The organism is Larkinella punicea (genome assembly GCF_003334855.1).
Lineage (GTDB): Bacteria > Bacteroidota > Bacteroidia > Cytophagales > Spirosomataceae > Larkinella > Larkinella punicea.
The window spans coordinates 77,608-94,240 of sequence record NZ_QOWE01000024.1 but is presented as its reverse complement, the minus strand read 5'-3'; the positions used below and the strand labels follow the sequence as shown (position 1 = coordinate 94,240).

Genomic DNA, 16,633 nt, shown 5'->3' with positions numbered 1-16,633 from the left:
TAGTGTGTGACCCTTCCAACCAAATTAGAAAACCGGGAGTCCAACCAGGTAGTATCCTTCAATTTTCCCCAATCCAATGAAAAATACCTTACTCCCAACCTTGTTTCTCTTCGTATTCCTCACCAGTTGCCTAACAGACCCTTCGGTTGAACCCGACCGAATCACCGTGTGCCCACCACCCGCCGTCATCCTTAGCCGTGACAGCATTGCTGCCGGAAGCTATCTGGGCCTGACGATCAACGATGAGGCTGAAAAAGCGTATGCCGGTCTTCAAACCCTCCGGCAAACCGCGGGCGTCACCTTTTTAAACGTCGTCAGCAATAACACGTCGGACCTTGCGCAGTTGCGTGAGCGCCTTCCGCTCTACCAATACATTTTGCTGGATCAGAACCAGGGAACCGACTCCGGTGTCCAGATCACCATCGAAGCCAATCAGGTTAAAAGCATTTATCTGAACAGTGGCCGACAGCTCTCGCAGTGGCCTGCGAACTTACAAGCGGCCTCATCCATCCGGCTCGGAGACGCTACGGGCTCGCTGTATGCCAAGCTTGTTAAAATCAGAGCGGTTCGTGCGTATGCCAATAAATTTGAGCGCATCTCACTCCTGACAAAAAATCTCGCTGCGGCCTATGATCCAGCCATGCGCCAATCGCCACAGTGGTATTTCACCTATAATCCCGGCGCTGGCCTGATGGACGAAGTTCAGGTACATTTCAAGGACGGTAAGATCAGCTACATTTCCACGATTCGCTACAAAATGGATTGAAAGGCGGTTTTGTGGTAAAAGTCAGCCTCCTGATCGGAAAATACGCTCTCGATCAGGAGGCTGACTTTTTACCTGACAAATTTCAACACTTCGCCCACAAACCGGTCGGTTTCCGATATAAACGGTTCGTGGTACGACTGATCGAACGTCACAAACGTCGGCGCGGTTTTTGTCAGCAAATCCCGGGTTTCGTAGCCAATTTCGATGGGGACCACGCCGTCTTTTTTGCCCCAGAACAAGGCCACCGGAATCTGGATATTTTTCAGGAACGCGCTCCGGTCATATCCCCGAATGGTGGTTTCACCGTATTCCGTATACGCTTTCGGATGCGAGAACTGGGCCAGAGCGGTGTTGGGTGAGGCAAATAAATAATTGATGACAAACTTCTTATCGTCGTAAATCGAAACCGGATTGCCGTCCAGGTCGAGCATTCGTTTGTAGAGTTCGGGCCACTCGTAGGTTCCCAGATTCTCGGCGGTTACGGGCCGTGCCTGAACGTACTGCTCGATGGCGGTATTGTTTTGCCGACGGGCTTCCCGCAGCACCCACTCCCGCATCTGTACCAGCCAGCGGTAGGTCGAAAACGTGCCATTGACGGCGATCAACCCGCTGACCAGCTTCTGGTTGTCATTGGTCGTCAGAAATTGCCACGCCAGTTCCACGCCGAAACTATGCGCCACCAGATAAATTTGGGTGTTGGGATATTGCGCTTTCAACAGCTTCACAACGTAATACGCATCTTCGCCGAACTGCTCATAAGTCAACGTTTTGACATCCACTTTTCCCGACGACGACCCGGCAATCCGCTGGTCCCAATAGGCCACGGCCACGTCGTTTTCCAGTCCTTTGAGGTAATGACGGTAACACATGGCGCAGTCGCCGGGGCCGCCGTGTAGAAACAGCACCAGTTTGTTTGACGCCAGGTTGCCGCGCACCCATATGGGCATATCCGCGCCTTTGTGCCGTAAATAAAGCGTCCGGTCGGTCGTCGTTGCGTCGTCTTTTTCGCAGGCAACGAGCGAAACCGCCATCAATAGAAACAGGTATTTATAGATCGTTTTCATTTGTTTTTCAGGGGTTTGCGAATACCACATTCGATTCCAAAGCGCATCAGGCTTGACGCGTTGTAGGGCCGTTGCTGCATCAGGTTCAGCTTGGCATACCAGGCGAGTGAGCGGTTTTTCCGAATCGACAGATCGCGACCGAAACCGACCGAAACCGTCGGCAGATAGGCTCCACGACCGGCCATTTTGACCCGCCGAAAGCCGCCGTTTTCATCGACCTCGAAGGTTTTTCCCGCCAGAAAATACCGGAAATACGAGTTGGAAAGCCCGACTTCAAAGGTACCGCCCCGCCGACCCGTCCGCTGGTAGGCCAGTTCGGGCGAAAGGATGAGGCCCACGTGGTTGTCGGGATGATTGTAAACCGCCAGTCCGGGTGTCAACAGGAATTCTTTCCGCGCCGAATTGCGGACTTTAATGCGGGAAATGAGCGGGTATTCGTAGGCCACTTTTAGCCCGTAGTGGGTGACGGTTTCGCCGAAATAAGCCACCCGCAGTTGCTGGGCGCGGGCTTCCGGGCCGGACAGAGCAGCAAAAACTGCCAGGAGCAGGAGCCCAATCCTGGTGTAACGTTTCATGTTCATGGTATGGTGTTGTTTATCAGGCTGTAAAGGTCGCAGATTGGTTGCAGATGAAAGGTGTCAGAAGATGCAAAAAAACGATCAGAAGGCGACAGAAGTAGCCGATGGTTTGCTATAGGAGCAATGATGATGCTAATGAGTAGGATGGCAATTTTGCTATTAATCAAGTAAATTTTACCTTTGACTAAAAAAATACTTGATTGATGTTCGATCGGGCGCTTTCTTCAGCTATTCAGTCCTGCCTTTCAATCTTTCCTTCTGTCGCCGTGCTGGGTCCCCGACAGGTAGGCAAGACGACTTTAGTTAAAACGTTACTGACCCACTCCGCGAAAGAAGTGCTTTATCTTGATTTGGAGTACTTTGCCGATCAGCGTCGTTTACAACAGCCTGATCTTTTCTTCCAGGCTAACCAGGATAAATTGGTTGTATTGGATGAGATTCAGCGGATGCCCGAGCTATTCCCTTTATTACGCTCGATGATCGATCAGCACCGGATTCCGGGACGATTTGTGCTTTTGGGTTCTGCCTCGCCGGACCTCCTCAAGAATTCGTCGGAAACACTGGCCGGACGTATCATTTATCTGGAGCTTTCGCCCTTACACTTGCTGGAAGTTGAACCTGCGTATACCTACCGACAACACTGGCTTAAAGGTGGATTTCCGGATGCGCTGCAAGCACCCGATCAAAAGGCGTGGCATTTTTGGATGGAGAGCTTTATCCAGACTTATGTTCAGCGCGATTTGCCGCAATTAGGCCTAGCTGCCCAACCTGCCCTCATCCGTAATTTGCTGACGATGTTAGTAAATATACATGGCGGTTTGCTTAATTACAGTGATTTGTCCCGTTCATTGGATTTGTCAGTCAAAACTATTCAACAGTACATCGGGTTTCTGGAGAACGCCTATCTGATTCGACGGCTGGCACCTTACTTTATCAATATTGGAAAACGGCTGGTAAAAGCGCCTAAAATCTTTATTCGGGATAGCGGTTTGGTGCATGCACTGGCTGATATCAGCGATTACAACGCTTTAACCGGTAGCATTCTTTTGGGTGCGTCGTGGGAAGGCTACGTCGTTCAACAGATTATATCACGCATCCCAATGAACGTAACCCCCTATTATTATCGAACGCAAAACGGCGCCGAACTGGATTTGATTTTGGTAAAAGCCGGTAAGCCCGCGGTAGCTATTGAGATTCGCTATTCGAACGATCCATCCTTGAAACGGGGTAACACGGAGGCTCTTATTGATTTGCAAACGCCAGTCAATCTGGTGATTACTCCCGAAACAGAGGGCTATTGGTTACGAAAAGATGTAAAAGTGTGCAGTATTCAATCCGTTTGGTCAGAGTTAGCCAATGCGGGCATCCTGGAGTGACCACTCTTCTCCATTTCTATTTTAAAAGACTTTAAAACCCAGACCGATTATGCACCTGACCAAAGCAGACCTTGAAACCACCGAACGAATCAAACGTCTGAATATCATCAACTCCGTCACCGGCATCAAACCGGCCAACCTCATCGGATCGGTTTCGAACGAGGGCCAGTCCAATCTGGCCATTTTCAGTTCGGTGATTCATTTGGGGAGCAATCCCGCCCTGCTGGGGTTCATCCTGCGTCCCGATCGGGAAGCGGGTCAGCATACCTACGAAAACATTCTCGAAACCGGTTTTTACACCATCAACCACGTTCACGAATCGTTTGCGGAACAGGCGCATTACACCTCCGCCAAATTCAGACGATACGAGTCGGAGTTTGACAAATGCCGCTTTACGGAAGAATACCTTTCCGGTTTTAAAGCGCCTTTTGTAAAAGAAAGCAAGTTGAAACTGGGCCTGAAGTTTTTGCAGGGCATTCCGATTGAAGCCAACAACACGATGTTGATCATCGGCGAAATCGAGCAGTTGATCGTGCCGGACGACGCCGTCGATGAGCAGGGGCATATCGACCTCAGCCACGTTGACGATGTGGGCATTTCGGGCTTGAACAGCTATTACAAACTGGCCAAGTTCGCCCAGTTTCCGTATGCCCGCCCGCAGTCGCTGCCCGATTTTTCCGGAGAAAAGGAATAGATGAAAAAGCAGGATTTACCCACAAAAATCTGCGTGGTCTGTGGAAGGCCGTTTAGCTGGCGAAAAAAATGGGAAACCGTCTGGAGCGAGGTGAAATATTGCAGTGAACGATGCCGGCGAAACAAAAATACCGGGTTATAGAACGCTGCTCATTTAGCCATTCCAGGCAGCATCGGCGGTTTTACCCGATTTCTTCGCAATAGCCACCATTCCACAAAAATCAGATTCGGGATCCAGCACAACCAGGCGACAATGGGATACGCCATTGAAAACGGCAGTTGAAAAACCGCTAGTTCGACGGGTAAAATGATTCGGAGTGTCACCGCCGACAGGGTGGTGGCATAACTGCGCATCATCCATTCCTGATGGCTGCGAATCTGGCCCTGGCGAATCGCCCGGTAAGCGCGAAATGTCGTGTAAAACCAGGCGATGGCCAACCCCGCAAAACCCACAGCCGCCACCCAGCCCGTGCTGGCAAACCAGGCTGCGCAAAATGCGGCCACGCTCGCAATAAGGATGCTGAACACGTAGAGTTTTCCCAGTCGCCGGTGTAACCCGACCCGGCGCTGGCGGAGTTGGCGGGAAAATTGAAACGGCCCCAGGCTCAGCGCAACAGCACCCAGACCAACGTGTGTAAAAAAGACCGTTCGCCAGAACAGGTTGCCCAACGGCTTGCTGGTGAGAAAACCGGGTTGGTAGCCCGGCAGAAAATAGGCCAGGGCATAGAGTGCCACCCCGAAAATCAGGAAATACCCTATCCCGGTGGCAACCTTGCTGAAGAGCCTTTTCAGGCGCATTGTGTTTTCTAAAATTACGGGTGGCTGGTTCAAATTTGTCGGGTTGTGCTGGTTCAGATTTGCAATCTGAACCCCCTCTGTCGCGGATTTGCAATCCGCAGTAGGTGATAGATGCTGCGGATTACAAGTCCGCGACAGAGGGGATCGAGATTGCAAATCTCGATCAGCCGCCCATATGCGAATCGTTGTTGATGTACTCGAATTTGTGGTTCCAGACCAGGGCAATCTGCGTAGCGCGCTGGCGGGTTAGTTCGGCATTCGTTCCCTCAAAATGTTCCGTAAGCGTTTCTGAAAATAGCTTCAGCCACCGCTCAAAATGGTCGAGGGTCAGCGTATGTTGCTGATTGATGAGCAGATGGGGCCGAAACGGATGACCGTGGTAGGCATCGTTGCCCAGAATAATATTTTCCCAGAAGGCGTACATTTTGGGTAAATGCTTCGCCCAGTCGACGTGGGCGACATCGGTAAAAATGGGGCCGATGAAGTCGTCAGCCTGTACTTTTTCATAAAATGAATCCACCAAAAACCGGATGGCTTCCGGCGAATCCAGCGTTCGTTTGCTCATCAACTCCCGGTTTTATACGTTACTACGTTGAGAACACATTTTCGTAGACTTCCGGTTTAAACCCGAGCGCAATAATCTGATTTTCTGCTTCGATCAGCGGCCGGCGAATCACCGACGGCTTGTCGATCATCAGCGCAATGGCGTCTTCCATCCGGGTTGGTTTTTCGGCCTCGGGCAGTTTTTTCCAGGTTGTTCCGGCGCGGTTCACCAGTTCTTCCCACGGCTTTTGCGTCAGCCAGTGTTCAATCGTTTTCCGGTCGATGCCCTGTTTTTTGTAATCGTGAAACTGGTACGCAATGCCGTGTTCAGCCAGCCAGACGCGGGCTTTTTTCACGGTATCGCAATTCGGAATGGCGTAGAGGGTGTACATGAATGGCGTATATTGAGCCGCAAAAGTAGCGAATTTGCGGGTTGGAATCAGCGGTTTTGGAGCGTAGTTTGGCCGGGCGTCCCCCTTTCCGTTTGCCCGGCGGTGCTTACATTCTTTATACTCCTCTTTCGATCACGATAAAGAAACTCACGGACGAGTATTTACAACGTGAAACAAGCTTTGCCACCTGTCAGTTTGAGTTCCCAAACGAAGCGTTCCATCACAACATCCGGATTTATGGTTAACCGACTACCAACCTTGAAAAACCTGCTCCTCGTTCTGTTTCTGGGCGTCAGCTTTCTGACCCACGCTCAGCCAGCCACCGACGCCTTTCTGCCCGGTGACCTCCTGCCCGACGCCCCCGAGCTGGCCCCGCGCGGCCCCCACGCCGTCGGTGTTCGAACCTTAAAACTGATTCACACGGCGCAGGTCGATGTGCTGCATACCAAAGAAGGCAAAAGTCCGCTGTATGACCGGCCCTTAACGGTGGAAGTCTGGTATCCCGCCAAAATACCGGCGGGGAAACCGCAGCTCGTCACCTACGAAGACGCGCTGGGCCGCGCCAACGATCCCAAACGCCCGCTGGTGCCATTTACGTTTGGCGGCCGGGCCTTGCGCGAAGCTGAACCGGATGGATCTCAAGGAGCCTATCCGCTCGTTATTGTGTCACACGGGTATCCGGGGTCTCGGCTGTTGCTGACGTATCTGACAGAGAATCTGGCGTCGAAAGGCTACGTCGTGGTCGCCATCGGCCACACCGAATCGACCTATCAGGATCTGGCCGGTTTTCAGAGTACTTTGCTCAATCGCTCGCTCGACGACCTGTTTGTGCTGAACGAAATAGCGCGGCTGGGTGCTAAAACCGCCAAAAGTTTTCTGAGCGGTTTAGTAGACACCGACAATACCGCCCTGGTTGGCTACTCGATGGGTGGCTACGGCGCACTTAATGTGATGGGTGCCGGGTATAGCGCCCAGGCCGTCAAATTCTTCGGACAATTAGCGGGGGGCAGCACGGCCCTGCAAACCCGCACCCTGAGCGATCCCGGCTACAAAACCTCGATTGGTCCGCGCATCAAAGCCACGGTGGCGTTTGCGCCCTGGGGCATGGAGCGGGGCGTTTGGGATGCCGAAGGGCTGGCGGGTCTGACCGGGCCGACGCTGTTTGTCGCCGGCAGCAAAGACGACGTTTCGGGCTACGAGAAAGGCATCAAAGCCATTTACGACGGAGCCGTCAATGCCGACCGGTATTTGCTGACCTATGTCAACGCCCGGCACAACGTGGCCCCCAATCCGCCCCCGGCCGCCACGCTGAAACCCGGCCAGCCGCTCGACGATTACCAGCATTTTTCGGAACCGGCCTGGAACGAACGCCGGATCAATAACATCAATCAGCATTTTGTCACTGCCTTTCTGGGCATTCACCTCAAGAAACTTGATTACGCGAAGTACCTGAACCTGCCGGAAACCTCCACAACCGAACCGTGGGCGGGTTTCAAACCCCGGACGTCGGTGGGGCTGGAAATGCGGCATGCCAAGCCATAGGGCCGTTGCAATCCACGATAGATTAGGGCTTTGAATGAATTATTTCGTAATTTCGATGGTTCTGAGATAGCTAATTCACGTGCTCATGATTGAAAGACCCCTGACAGACTGGTTGCCTCTGACGATGAAAGAAGTCGAAAAAAGAGGCTGGGATGAAGTTGATATTGTGCTTGTTTCAGGGGACGCCTACGTAGACCACCCGGCGTTTGGAACCGCCGTGATTGGCCGCATCATGGAAAGTGAAGGCTTTCGGGTCGCCATTATTGCCCAACCCAACTGGAAAGACGACCTGCGCGATTTCCGGAAGTTTGGCAAGCCCAAATACTTCTTTGGCGTGACGGCGGGTTGTATGGATTCGATGGTCAACCACTATACGGCCAACAAACGCCTGCGCTCCAACGACTCCTACACGCCCGGCGGAGAAGCGGGTTTCCGACCCGACTATGCCACCATTGTGTATACCAAAATTCTGAAAGAAATCTACCCCGATGTGCCGGTTTTGCTCGGCGGCATCGAGGCTTCGTTGCGTCGGGTAACCCATTACGATTACTGGCAGGACAAGCTGATGCCGTCGATTCTGGTGGATGCCGGGGCCGATATGCTGGTGTACGGCATGGGCGAGCAACCCCTGCGTGAAATCCTGAAACTGGCGCGGCAGGGTGTGCCGTTTTCTTCGATGCGGAACATCAATCAGGTGGCTTTTCTGCACGATGCCAGGACTGAACTACAGGATTATAATGCGTGGAGTTCAGTTGAACTGGCGAGCCACGAGGTTTGTCTGGAAGATAAAATCAAGTACGCGGCCAACTTCAAAATTGTGGAGGTGGAGTCGAACAAGTGGCAGGCCAACCGGATTCTCCAGAAAGTCGGCGACCAGGTTCTGGTGATCAATCCGCCGTTCAAGACGATGGAAGAAGCCGAAATCGACCAGTCGTTCGATTTACCCTACACCCGCCTGCCGCACCCGAAATACAAAAAGCGGGGGCCGATTCCTTCCTACGAAATGATCAAGTTCTCGGTCAACATGCACCGGGGCTGTTTTGGCGGCTGTAGTTTCTGCACCATTTCGGCGCACCAGGGCAAGTTTGTTGCTTCCCGGAGCGAAAAGTCGGTTCTGAAAGAAGTCGAAGAAATTACGAAGCATCCCGAGTTCAAAGGATACATTTCGGATTTGGGCGGGCCATCGGCCAACATGTACAAGATGAAGGGCAAAGACGAGTCGATCTGCGCCCGGTGCCAGAGCCCGAGTTGCATTCACCCGGTGATTTGTTCGAACCTCGATACGTCGCACAAGCCGATGACGGAGCTGTATCGCAAAGTCGACGCCCACCCCGCCATCAAAAAGGCCTTTGTGGGTTCGGGCGTACGCTACGATTTGCTGGTCGATGATTTTAATAAAAACAATCAGGATGGCAACCACGACGAATACATGGAGCAACTCGTTACGCGCCACGTGTCGGGTCGGTTGAAGGTTGCCCCCGAGCACACGTCCGACGATACGCTGCGGGTGATGCGAAAACCGTCGTTCAAGTATTTCAAACTCTTTAAGGAGAAATACGACAAGATTCAGGAAAAATTCAACCTCAAGCAGCCACTGATTCCCTACTTCATTTCGTCGCACCCCGGCTGCGAGGAACAGGATATGGCCAACCTGGCGGCAGAAACCAAAGACCTCGGCTTCCAACTCGAACAGGTTCAGGACTTTACGCCCACACCGATGACGGTGGCCGAAGTGATCTATTATTCCGGGGTTCATCCCTACACGCTGAAACCGGTGAAAACCGCGAAAACCCGGGAAGAAAAAAAGAACCAGAATAACTATTTCTTTTGGTACAAACCGGAATACAAAAACTGGATTCGCGACCGGCTGACCAAACTCAACCGCCCGGATTTGCTCGAACGGCTTTTGGGAAGTGCCAAAAAGGAAAGTACCAACAAGTATACCGGGAATTACAACGGGCGGAAGCGGAAGTAAAACGGTTTTGAGGCTTCTAGCCATTTGAATAACCCCTAAATCCCCTAAAGGGGACTTGGACACCGCTCACTTATGACGCGAAAAGTCCCCTTCAGGGGATTAGGGGTCTATCTCAAATCAACGCTATGATCATTGGGGAAATCGTCGCCACTCCAGATGCGCTGTGAACTCCATTTGACCGGCGCATCGGCCCAGAACGGGTCGGAATCGGGCAAACCGAGCGGCAGAAAAAGGGCGGTGCAGAGGTACGGACTGCCCTGGTTGTTGTAAACGTCGGCAATGTCGGGTTGTGATCCATACAAACCGAGGGTCAGCCAGCCGTTGCGGTAAGTCGAAGGGCTCTCCAGCGTTTTTGTCAAAACCGCCGTCAGGGCACCGCGAACCTGGGCCGGTTTCAGTTGTTCGGGCAGGGCTTTGCGCCAGGCCATGTCTGCGAGGTGGTGAAAAGCCGCTCCCCGATAAATGATCGAACGGCCCGTTGCGGGAAAGGTGCCATCCGAATTGATCAATCGCTCCTGAATCACGGCATAGCGTTCATTGCGCTTCTTTATTTTCAGCGTCATGTCTTTGTACGACCCGTTTTTCCCGTTGATAATCCCGGTAATGGTGGCCAGATAGGGCTGCATGACGTAGCTGTTGTAGTAGTCGAACGCAAAGTGCGTGCCGTCGGAATACATCCCATCCCCCACATACCACTGCTCCAGTTGTTGCAGGGCATAATCGACGCGCATGGGGTCCCATTCGTAGCCGTATTTACAAAAAAAAGCTTCGGTCATCGCCGAAAAAAGCAGCCAGTTCGAGAAACCGGGGCGGTATCGGCGGGTTGTTTTAAATCCGTTGACCAGTCGATTTCTAGTGGTTACATCCAGATTTTCCCAGAGCCAGGGCGCCCTTACGAACGCAAAAGCCAGAAACGAAGCATCGACGAGTTGCTGGGCGGCCACATCGAACCGCATGTAATCGTTCTTCGTCGAATCCAGCGCGTTCGACAGCCCTTGCAATGTCCACTGCCGGTATTGGTTGCGCAGGGCCACCTCTTCCGCCGTTCCACCTTCCCCTTGCAGCCAGGGTGCCATGCCGCTCAGCACCCGACCCAGCACTTCCAGATACTGCACCTGAATCCGCTGCGCCTTGTTGTCGACCCGTTGGGAGGTGATCTGGGGCATCACAAGGCGGAGGCTGTCGTGCGCCAGACTCCGCAAAACCGGGCGAACCATTTTGTCCATTTCGGCCAGCCAGCGCTGACGATCAGTCAGCAACGGGGCTTTTTTAACAACGGTTTTTTTCTGCGCAAAACCAGGATTGGCTATCGTCGCCAGCAGCAGCCACAGGACAAGACAGGTAGCGGTGTTTGTTTTCATAGGGAGGATGCTAAAGGAATGATACCGGGATTGTGCAGGCCGGGAAATTACAAAACCTGGCGTTGTCAGCACCAGACGAAACAAGCGAAATAGAAATAGAAATAAAAATAGACCTGTCAGGTTTTTGAAACCTGACAGGTCTATTTTTATTTCTATTTCTATTTCGCTTTCGCTTTACCCTAACAATTAACCCAGTTTCACTTTCAGATTCTGATCCAGTGCTTCCAGGAAATCTTCGGTATTGAGGTAGTGTTCGCCAGCGACGAGTTTGGTGCCGCTCGGGAACGCCGACAACGCCAGATCTTTCGTCATTTTTCCGCTTTCAACGGTTTCGACACACACTTCTTCCAGGGCCAGGCTGAAGTCGATCAGCGCCTGGTTGCCGTCCAGTTTACCCCGGAAAGCCAGACCGCGCGTCCAGGCAAAGATCGAAGCAATCGGGTTGGTCGAAGTCGGGTTGCCTTTCTGGTGTTCGCGGTAGTGGCGCGTTACCGTTCCGTGAGCCGCTTCCGCTTCCATCGTTTTGCCGTCGGGCGTCACCAGCACGGACGTCATCAAACCGAGTGATCCGAAACCCTGGGCTACGGTATCCGACTGAACGTCGCCATCGTAGTTCTTACAGGCCCACACAAAGTTACCTTCCCATTTCAGGGCCGATGCCACCATGTCGTCGATCAGGCGGTGTTCGTAGTGAACGCCTTTCGCCTTGAATTCAGCTTCGTAAATTTCCTGGAAAATATCCTTGAAACGTCCGTCGTATTTTTTCAGGATCGTGTTTTTGGTCGACAGGTACAGCGGCCAGTTTTTCTGCAACGCCATGTTGAAACACGCATGGGCAAAACCCCGGATGGACTCGTCCACGTTGTACATGCCCATGGCCACACCCGGCCCCTGGAACTGGTACACTTCGTATTCCTGCACGGTTCCGTCTTCGCCTTCGAACTTCATCGTCAGCTTGCCTTTGCCCGGCACCAGAAAATCCGTCGCCCGGTATTGGTCACCGAATGCGTGCCGACCAACAATAATCGGGGCCGTCCAGTTGGTAACCAGACGCGGCACGTTTTTGATCACGATGGGTTCGCGGAAAACCGTACCGTCCAGAATGTTCCGGATGGTGCCGTTCGGCGATTTCCACATTTGTTTCAGATTGAATTCTTTGACACGGTCTTCGTCGGGCGTGATGGTGGCGCATTTGATACCGACACCGTATTCTTTGATGGCATTGGCGGCATCGATCGTCACCTGGTCGTTGGTCTCATCGCGGTATTCAACGCCCAGATCGTAGTATTTAATGTCAACATCGATGTAGGGTAGGATGAGTTTGTCTTTGATAAACTTCCAGATAATTCGGGTCATTTCGTCACCATCCAGTTCGACAACCGGATTTGCCACTTTAATTTTCTCCATTTGTTTTCTATCAATCAAGTGAAACGATACAGGAAATCAGCCGCAAAGGTAACAATTCTGCCAATACCGGGAAATGAAAGCGGAGGAATAGAATGGGGAACTGAGCAGACGGACGGAATTACGAAAGAAGCTACCAAAGCCAGCCGATTGGATAGCCAGTAATAAATCCGTTAATGTCAATCACCAAAGTCGTCCAACGGCTTATCAAAATCGGGCGACATTTCGAATTGCCCCCTGGCACTACCAAAAACCGGCCTTTTCCCGGGCTGGTTACCCTGGGCTTGCTTCGCAATTAGAAAATCAATAAAATCCTCTACCTCAGCTTGATAAGAAGCAGATAGCGCTTGCAGCTTGTTATATACCTCCCAATAGTTTAGCATAGAAAACCCGGAAAATTATTTCGTATTTTATCCAGAAGCCGATACGTGTTTGCGATTGAATACTAAAAGCAGTCAATTCGAGCAACCGTATTCATAACGATAGTAGATGGGCTGCTCCAACTCTTTATTCGTGAGTTTATCCAATTTATGAATCAAAACCTGCGTGGGATAACCTGCTGAATTATAGTCATACGTATACCTGACTTCTACATGTCCCACCAATACACTCCCGTCATAGGTTAACCTGGTCTCCTTAAGGCGATTATTTCGTTTTTTCCCAAACGAAAAAAAACCGGCCGGAAATCCTTTAAAATCAGCATAAGAAATGTCTACAGGCGGTGTCTTTTTAGTGTCGTAGTCAATGGTAATCCGGGTTAATGATTTATTCTCAATCTCTACCACCCGTTTCTGTTCAATCAGGATTTCGTTGCCCTTTTCATCGAAGGTACTTTCCCAATAGCCATAGAAAGAATCAGGGGTAGCAGCTTTGTAGCCCCCTTCTATCGCATTAAGCTGTTTACCATCAACAAGCGAACTGCTGAAGTTACATCTTCCCTGCAAACAACTGTACCTATCAATTCGCTTTTTAGGATCATCGTACTCAAATTTCCACTCTAATTCTCCGTTTTTAACCATGCTTTTTATCCGTCCCTGATTATCGTATTCGTAAATATGATGTTCCAGTAACCTATCCGGTGTATCATAAAATGGCGTATAATTGACGTAAACCGTTTCTTCGATCAACAAATCATCGGTATTATAGACATAAATAGTCTTCTTGGTATCGAGCAGAAAGGTTTCATCTCGGAATGATTCTTCTTTCCGTTGCACCAGCCGACAGTACTGATCGAAGTAATGCGTTATTTTCGTTTCATTGGTGTAGTTACCATAAGCTTGACGAACGGAAGATGTTCGAAGAATTGAGCCAATATTGGTTGGCAAAACAAATTTTTCTTTCTGACAACCCAGTGTGAACAAGAATAAAAGCATGAAATAGAACAAAGGCTTCATAAAAGAACAATTTTTATGAACACACCGGTTACCTGATCATAAATATGTAACCGTTTGTCCGTATATTTAACAGGTTTTTACTCTAATCTTAGAATAAAATTTGGCCTAAATTATGAAAAACTTTACAAAAATCATGATTTTGCTGGCATTAGTTCCTTCGCTGCTGGTAGCACAATCGAAAAAAGCCAAGGCTCCCGACAAACTGGAGCGCCTGAAACAGGAAGCCGTCGCCGACATCGACAAGCGGAAAGACCAGGCGCAGCAAATCAACGACATGCTTTTCAGCTTTTCGGAACTCGGTTTTCAGGAAGAAGAAACGTTCAAGTACCTGACGACTTTGCTCGAAAAAGAAGGATTTAAGGTACAGAAAGGAATTGCCAACATGCCGACGGCCTGGATTGCGACCTGGGGAAGCGGCAAACCCGTGATCGCCATCGGTTCCGACGTCGACTGTATTCCGAAAGCCAGCCAGAAACCGGGGGTGGCCTACCACGACCCGCTGGTCGAAGGCGCACCGGGTCACGGCGAAGGCCACAATTCCGGTCAGGCCCTGAACATCGTTGCAGCCCTGGCCGTGAAGCAACTGATGGAACGGGAAAAAATACCGGGTACGCTGATGCTCTGGCCGGGGGTTGCCGAGGAACTGGTGGGTGCCAAAGCCTTCTACGTCCGCGACGGTTATTTCAAAGATGTGGATGCCTGTATTTTTACGCACGTCGGCAACAACCTCGGCGTTTCACACGGCGATGCGGGAAACAACGGGCTGGTGTCGGTAAAATTTACGTTTGAAGGACAGGCGGCTCACGCAGCCGGCGCACCCTGGCGGGGCAAAAGTGCACTGGATGCCGTCGAACTGATGAACATCGGCTGGAACTTCCGGCGCGAACACCTCGAACTGACCCAACGGTCGCACTACGTCATTTCCGACGGCGGTGACCAGCCCAACGTGGTGCCCTCGAAAGCCGCCGTCTGGTATTATTTCCGCGAGCGGTCGTATCCCAAAATCAAGAAACTTTACGAAACCGGTGTCAAAATTGCGGAAGGTGCGGCCTTGATGACCGATACCAAGTTTACCTACGAAATTCTGGGATCGGCCTGGCCGGGGCACTTCAACAAACCGATTGCCGAAGCCATGGATGCCAACATCCGGAAAGTAGGGTTGCCGGTTTGGTCGGAGGAAGACCAGATGCTGGCCAAAGCGTCGCAGAAGGAATTGCAGGCCCCGAAAGTGGAAGGACTGGCGATGAAACTGGACAGCATGAAATCGCCCTCGGCACCAACTGCCATGATGGGCGGGCAGGTGATGACATCCATGGGTGGAGGCTCCGACGACATCGCCGACATTTCGTGGTCGTTGCCGACGGTCGTGTTGCGGTATCCGTCCAACATTCCGGGGTTGCCAGGCCACCACTGGTCGAACGCCATTTCAATGGCCACGCCGATTGCCCACAAGGGCGTCGTAGCCGGTGCCAAAGCCGAGGCCATGACGCTGCTGGACATGTTGCTGAAGCCCGAAATCATCAAAAATGCCTGGGACTATTACACGAAGGAACAAACCAAAGAGATCAAATACACGCCCCTCATTTCGCCCAAAGAATACCCGGCGGTGTATCTGAACAAGGAGATCATGACGAAATTCAAGCCGGAATTGAAGAAGTATTACTACGATCCGACCAAATACAAAACCTACCTGGAGCAGTTGGGCATCAAATACCCTACCCTGCGCGACGACCAGCGAGCGGAATTGATGAAGGAAAAAGAATCGAAAGGAAAGTAACCGGCAATGACGGAAATCGATTTACTAGGATATGCCCTGAACCAGTTTGCGGGAATGGACGAGGAAGCCTTTGCCTTGTCCATTCCCTATTGGCAAAAGAAACATTACCGGAAAGGCGAGTTTTACAATGAATACAAGAATGTCTGTAAACACCTCGGTTTCATTCTGGACGGGGTTTTCAGAACGTATTATGTGAATGAAGAAACCGCTGAAGAAAAGAACGTTTTCTTCTTCACGCAGAACCAGATCGTCGTTTCCTACAAGAGTTTTGTCAACCAGACGCCCTGCAATTATTACACGGAGTCGATGGTCGATTCCACCATTCTGTACATTCACATCAACCACATGAACCAGCTCTACGCACAATCCCAACCGTGGGAGCATTTTGGAAGGCTGGTGGCCGAGCGGGCGTTTAACCTGGCGATGGACCGTGCGGAGGATTTTCTCTTTAAAACAGCGGAACAACGGTATCTGGAACTGATTGAACAGCATCCCGATCTCTACAACGCGATCCCGCTCTACCACATTTCTTCGTACCTCGGGATTCAGGGACCGTCGCTGAGCCGCATTCGCAAAAGAATGGTCGGGCGTTGAGAACGAGGAGAGTAGCCAGTATGCTGAATCAATTCATTGCGTATTGGAAATCAATGCGCGGGTTTTTATCCGGGACACATGGGACGCATCCGGATCTGGAATAAAGTACTCGTGTTCGTCGACCCATTCCGCCGATTGAACAATACCGGCCGTTATACCCAGCCCTGCCGCAATCAGGCCGCTAAGAATACTCAGGATACCACTACCAGCGATAGAAGCCAGAACGAAAAAGAGGGCCAGGGCGGCCAAAGCAAGGGTTGGTTTTCTCATGGCAATAAGCAAGGTTGGTGGTGTGAATGTCCGTCTCTCGGCTTTCTATAAGGTTGGACGAAGGAAGTTGGAAGAAGTCACGTATTCCGGTAAAAAATTTGGGTTG

General features: G+C 51.3%; 18 protein-coding genes. 8 read left to right on the top strand and 10 right to left on the bottom strand.

Features of this window, described 5'->3' with window-relative positions:
• The first annotated feature begins 76 nt into the window (after positions 1-76).
• Positions 77-766 carry a hypothetical protein gene (locus DUE52_RS25060; protein ID WP_114408819.1) on the top strand — a complete coding sequence of 230 codons (690 nt, stop codon included), beginning with the start codon at positions 77-79 and terminating at the stop codon, positions 764-766.
• A gap of 68 nt (positions 767-834) precedes the next feature.
• On the opposite strand, the gene DUE52_RS25055 is transcribed toward DUE52_RS25060, so the two are convergent.
• Both DUE52_RS25055 and DUE52_RS25050 read right to left on the bottom strand, forming a co-directional pair.
• Positions 835-1,830, bottom strand: a complete 996-nt coding sequence (locus DUE52_RS25055) for an alpha/beta fold hydrolase (protein ID WP_114408818.1) — start codon at positions 1,828-1,830, stop codon at positions 835-837.
• Entirely contained in the window at positions 1,827-2,411 is a 585-nt protein-coding gene (locus DUE52_RS25050) for a hypothetical protein (RefSeq protein ID WP_229312296.1), read from the bottom strand. The genes DUE52_RS25055 and DUE52_RS25050 overlap by 4 nt, the downstream gene beginning before the upstream one ends.
• 200 nt (positions 2,412-2,611) lie before the next feature.
• Between DUE52_RS25050 and DUE52_RS25045 the strand changes: the two genes are divergently transcribed.
• The 3 genes from DUE52_RS25045 to DUE52_RS25035 are packed head-to-tail and all read left to right on the top strand — an operon-like array spanning position 2,612 to position 4,619.
• Positions 2,612-3,784: an ATP-binding protein gene (locus tag DUE52_RS25045; RefSeq protein WP_114408817.1), complete on the top strand. Its 1,173-nt coding sequence runs from the start codon at positions 2,612-2,614 to the stop codon at positions 3,782-3,784.
• A gap of 49 nt (positions 3,785-3,833) precedes the next feature.
• Positions 3,834-4,478: a flavin reductase family protein gene (locus DUE52_RS25040; protein ID WP_114408816.1), complete on the top strand. Its 645-nt coding sequence runs from the start codon at positions 3,834-3,836 to the stop codon at positions 4,476-4,478.
• Positions 4,479-4,619 carry a DUF2256 domain-containing protein gene (locus DUE52_RS25035; protein WP_114408815.1) on the top strand — a complete coding sequence of 47 codons (141 nt, stop codon included), beginning with the start codon at positions 4,479-4,481 and terminating at the stop codon, positions 4,617-4,619.
• Between the two features lie 8 nt (positions 4,620-4,627).
• Here DUE52_RS25035 and DUE52_RS25030 read toward each other — a convergent pair whose 3' ends face one another.
• From DUE52_RS25030 to DUE52_RS25020, 3 genes are all read right to left on the bottom strand, one after another.
• A complete protein-coding gene (locus tag DUE52_RS25030; protein ID WP_114408814.1) occupies positions 4,628-5,275 on the bottom strand; it encodes a DUF2306 domain-containing protein in 648 nt (215 codons plus the stop codon).
• 163 nt (positions 5,276-5,438) lie between these two features.
• Complete coding sequence (locus tag DUE52_RS25025) at positions 5,439-5,840, bottom strand: group III truncated hemoglobin (protein WP_114408813.1); 402 nt, start codon at positions 5,838-5,840, stop codon at positions 5,439-5,441.
• 22 nt (positions 5,841-5,862) lie between these two features.
• Positions 5,863-6,210, bottom strand: a complete 348-nt coding sequence (locus tag DUE52_RS25020) for an ArsC family reductase (protein WP_114408812.1) — start codon at positions 6,208-6,210, stop codon at positions 5,863-5,865.
• A gap of 237 nt (positions 6,211-6,447) precedes the next feature.
• On the opposite strand from DUE52_RS25020, the gene DUE52_RS25015 reads away from it, so the two are divergent.
• On the top strand, positions 6,448-7,752 hold the full coding sequence (locus DUE52_RS25015) for an alpha/beta hydrolase family protein (RefSeq protein ID WP_114408811.1): 1,305 nt from the start codon (positions 6,448-6,450) through the stop codon (positions 7,750-7,752).
• An 85-nt stretch (positions 7,753-7,837) separates the two neighbouring features.
• The gene (locus tag DUE52_RS25010; protein WP_114408810.1) at positions 7,838-9,727 is read left to right on the top strand and encodes a YgiQ family radical SAM protein; all 1,890 of its coding nucleotides are present in this window, start codon (positions 7,838-7,840) and stop codon (positions 9,725-9,727) included.
• Positions 9,728-9,834: 107 nt separating this feature from the next.
• Here the strand turns inward: DUE52_RS25010 and DUE52_RS25005 are convergent, their stop codons facing one another.
• From DUE52_RS25005 to DUE52_RS24990, 4 genes are all read right to left on the bottom strand, one after another.
• Positions 9,835-11,088, bottom strand: coding sequence for a DUF2264 domain-containing protein (locus DUE52_RS25005; RefSeq protein WP_114408809.1), 1,254 nt, complete (start codon positions 11,086-11,088; stop codon positions 9,835-9,837).
• Between the two features lie 186 nt (positions 11,089-11,274).
• The gene (locus DUE52_RS25000; RefSeq protein ID WP_114408808.1) at positions 11,275-12,495 is read right to left on the bottom strand and encodes an NADP-dependent isocitrate dehydrogenase; all 1,221 of its coding nucleotides are present in this window, start codon (positions 12,493-12,495) and stop codon (positions 11,275-11,277) included.
• A 176-nt stretch (positions 12,496-12,671) separates the two neighbouring features.
• A complete protein-coding gene (vapB, locus tag DUE52_RS24995; RefSeq protein WP_114408807.1) occupies positions 12,672-12,875 on the bottom strand; it encodes a type II toxin-antitoxin system VapB family antitoxin in 204 nt (67 codons plus the stop codon).
• A 72-nt stretch (positions 12,876-12,947) separates the two neighbouring features.
• The gene (locus tag DUE52_RS24990; RefSeq protein ID WP_114408806.1) at positions 12,948-13,886 is read right to left on the bottom strand and encodes a hypothetical protein; all 939 of its coding nucleotides are present in this window, start codon (positions 13,884-13,886) and stop codon (positions 12,948-12,950) included.
• A 112-nt stretch (positions 13,887-13,998) separates the two neighbouring features.
• On the opposite strand from DUE52_RS24990, the gene DUE52_RS24985 reads away from it, so the two are divergent.
• A complete protein-coding gene (locus DUE52_RS24985) occupies positions 13,999-15,663 on the top strand; it encodes an amidohydrolase (protein ID WP_114408805.1) in 1,665 nt (554 codons plus the stop codon).
• Positions 15,664-15,669: 6 nt separating this feature from the next.
• The gene (locus DUE52_RS24980) at positions 15,670-16,257 is read left to right on the top strand and encodes a Crp/Fnr family transcriptional regulator (RefSeq protein WP_114408804.1); all 588 of its coding nucleotides are present in this window, start codon (positions 15,670-15,672) and stop codon (positions 16,255-16,257) included.
• A 33-nt stretch (positions 16,258-16,290) separates the two neighbouring features.
• Here the strand turns inward: DUE52_RS24980 and DUE52_RS24975 are convergent, their stop codons facing one another.
• Positions 16,291-16,527, bottom strand: a complete 237-nt coding sequence (locus DUE52_RS24975; protein WP_133299946.1) for a hypothetical protein — start codon at positions 16,525-16,527, stop codon at positions 16,291-16,293.
• Positions 16,528-16,633: the final 106 nt, after the last annotated feature.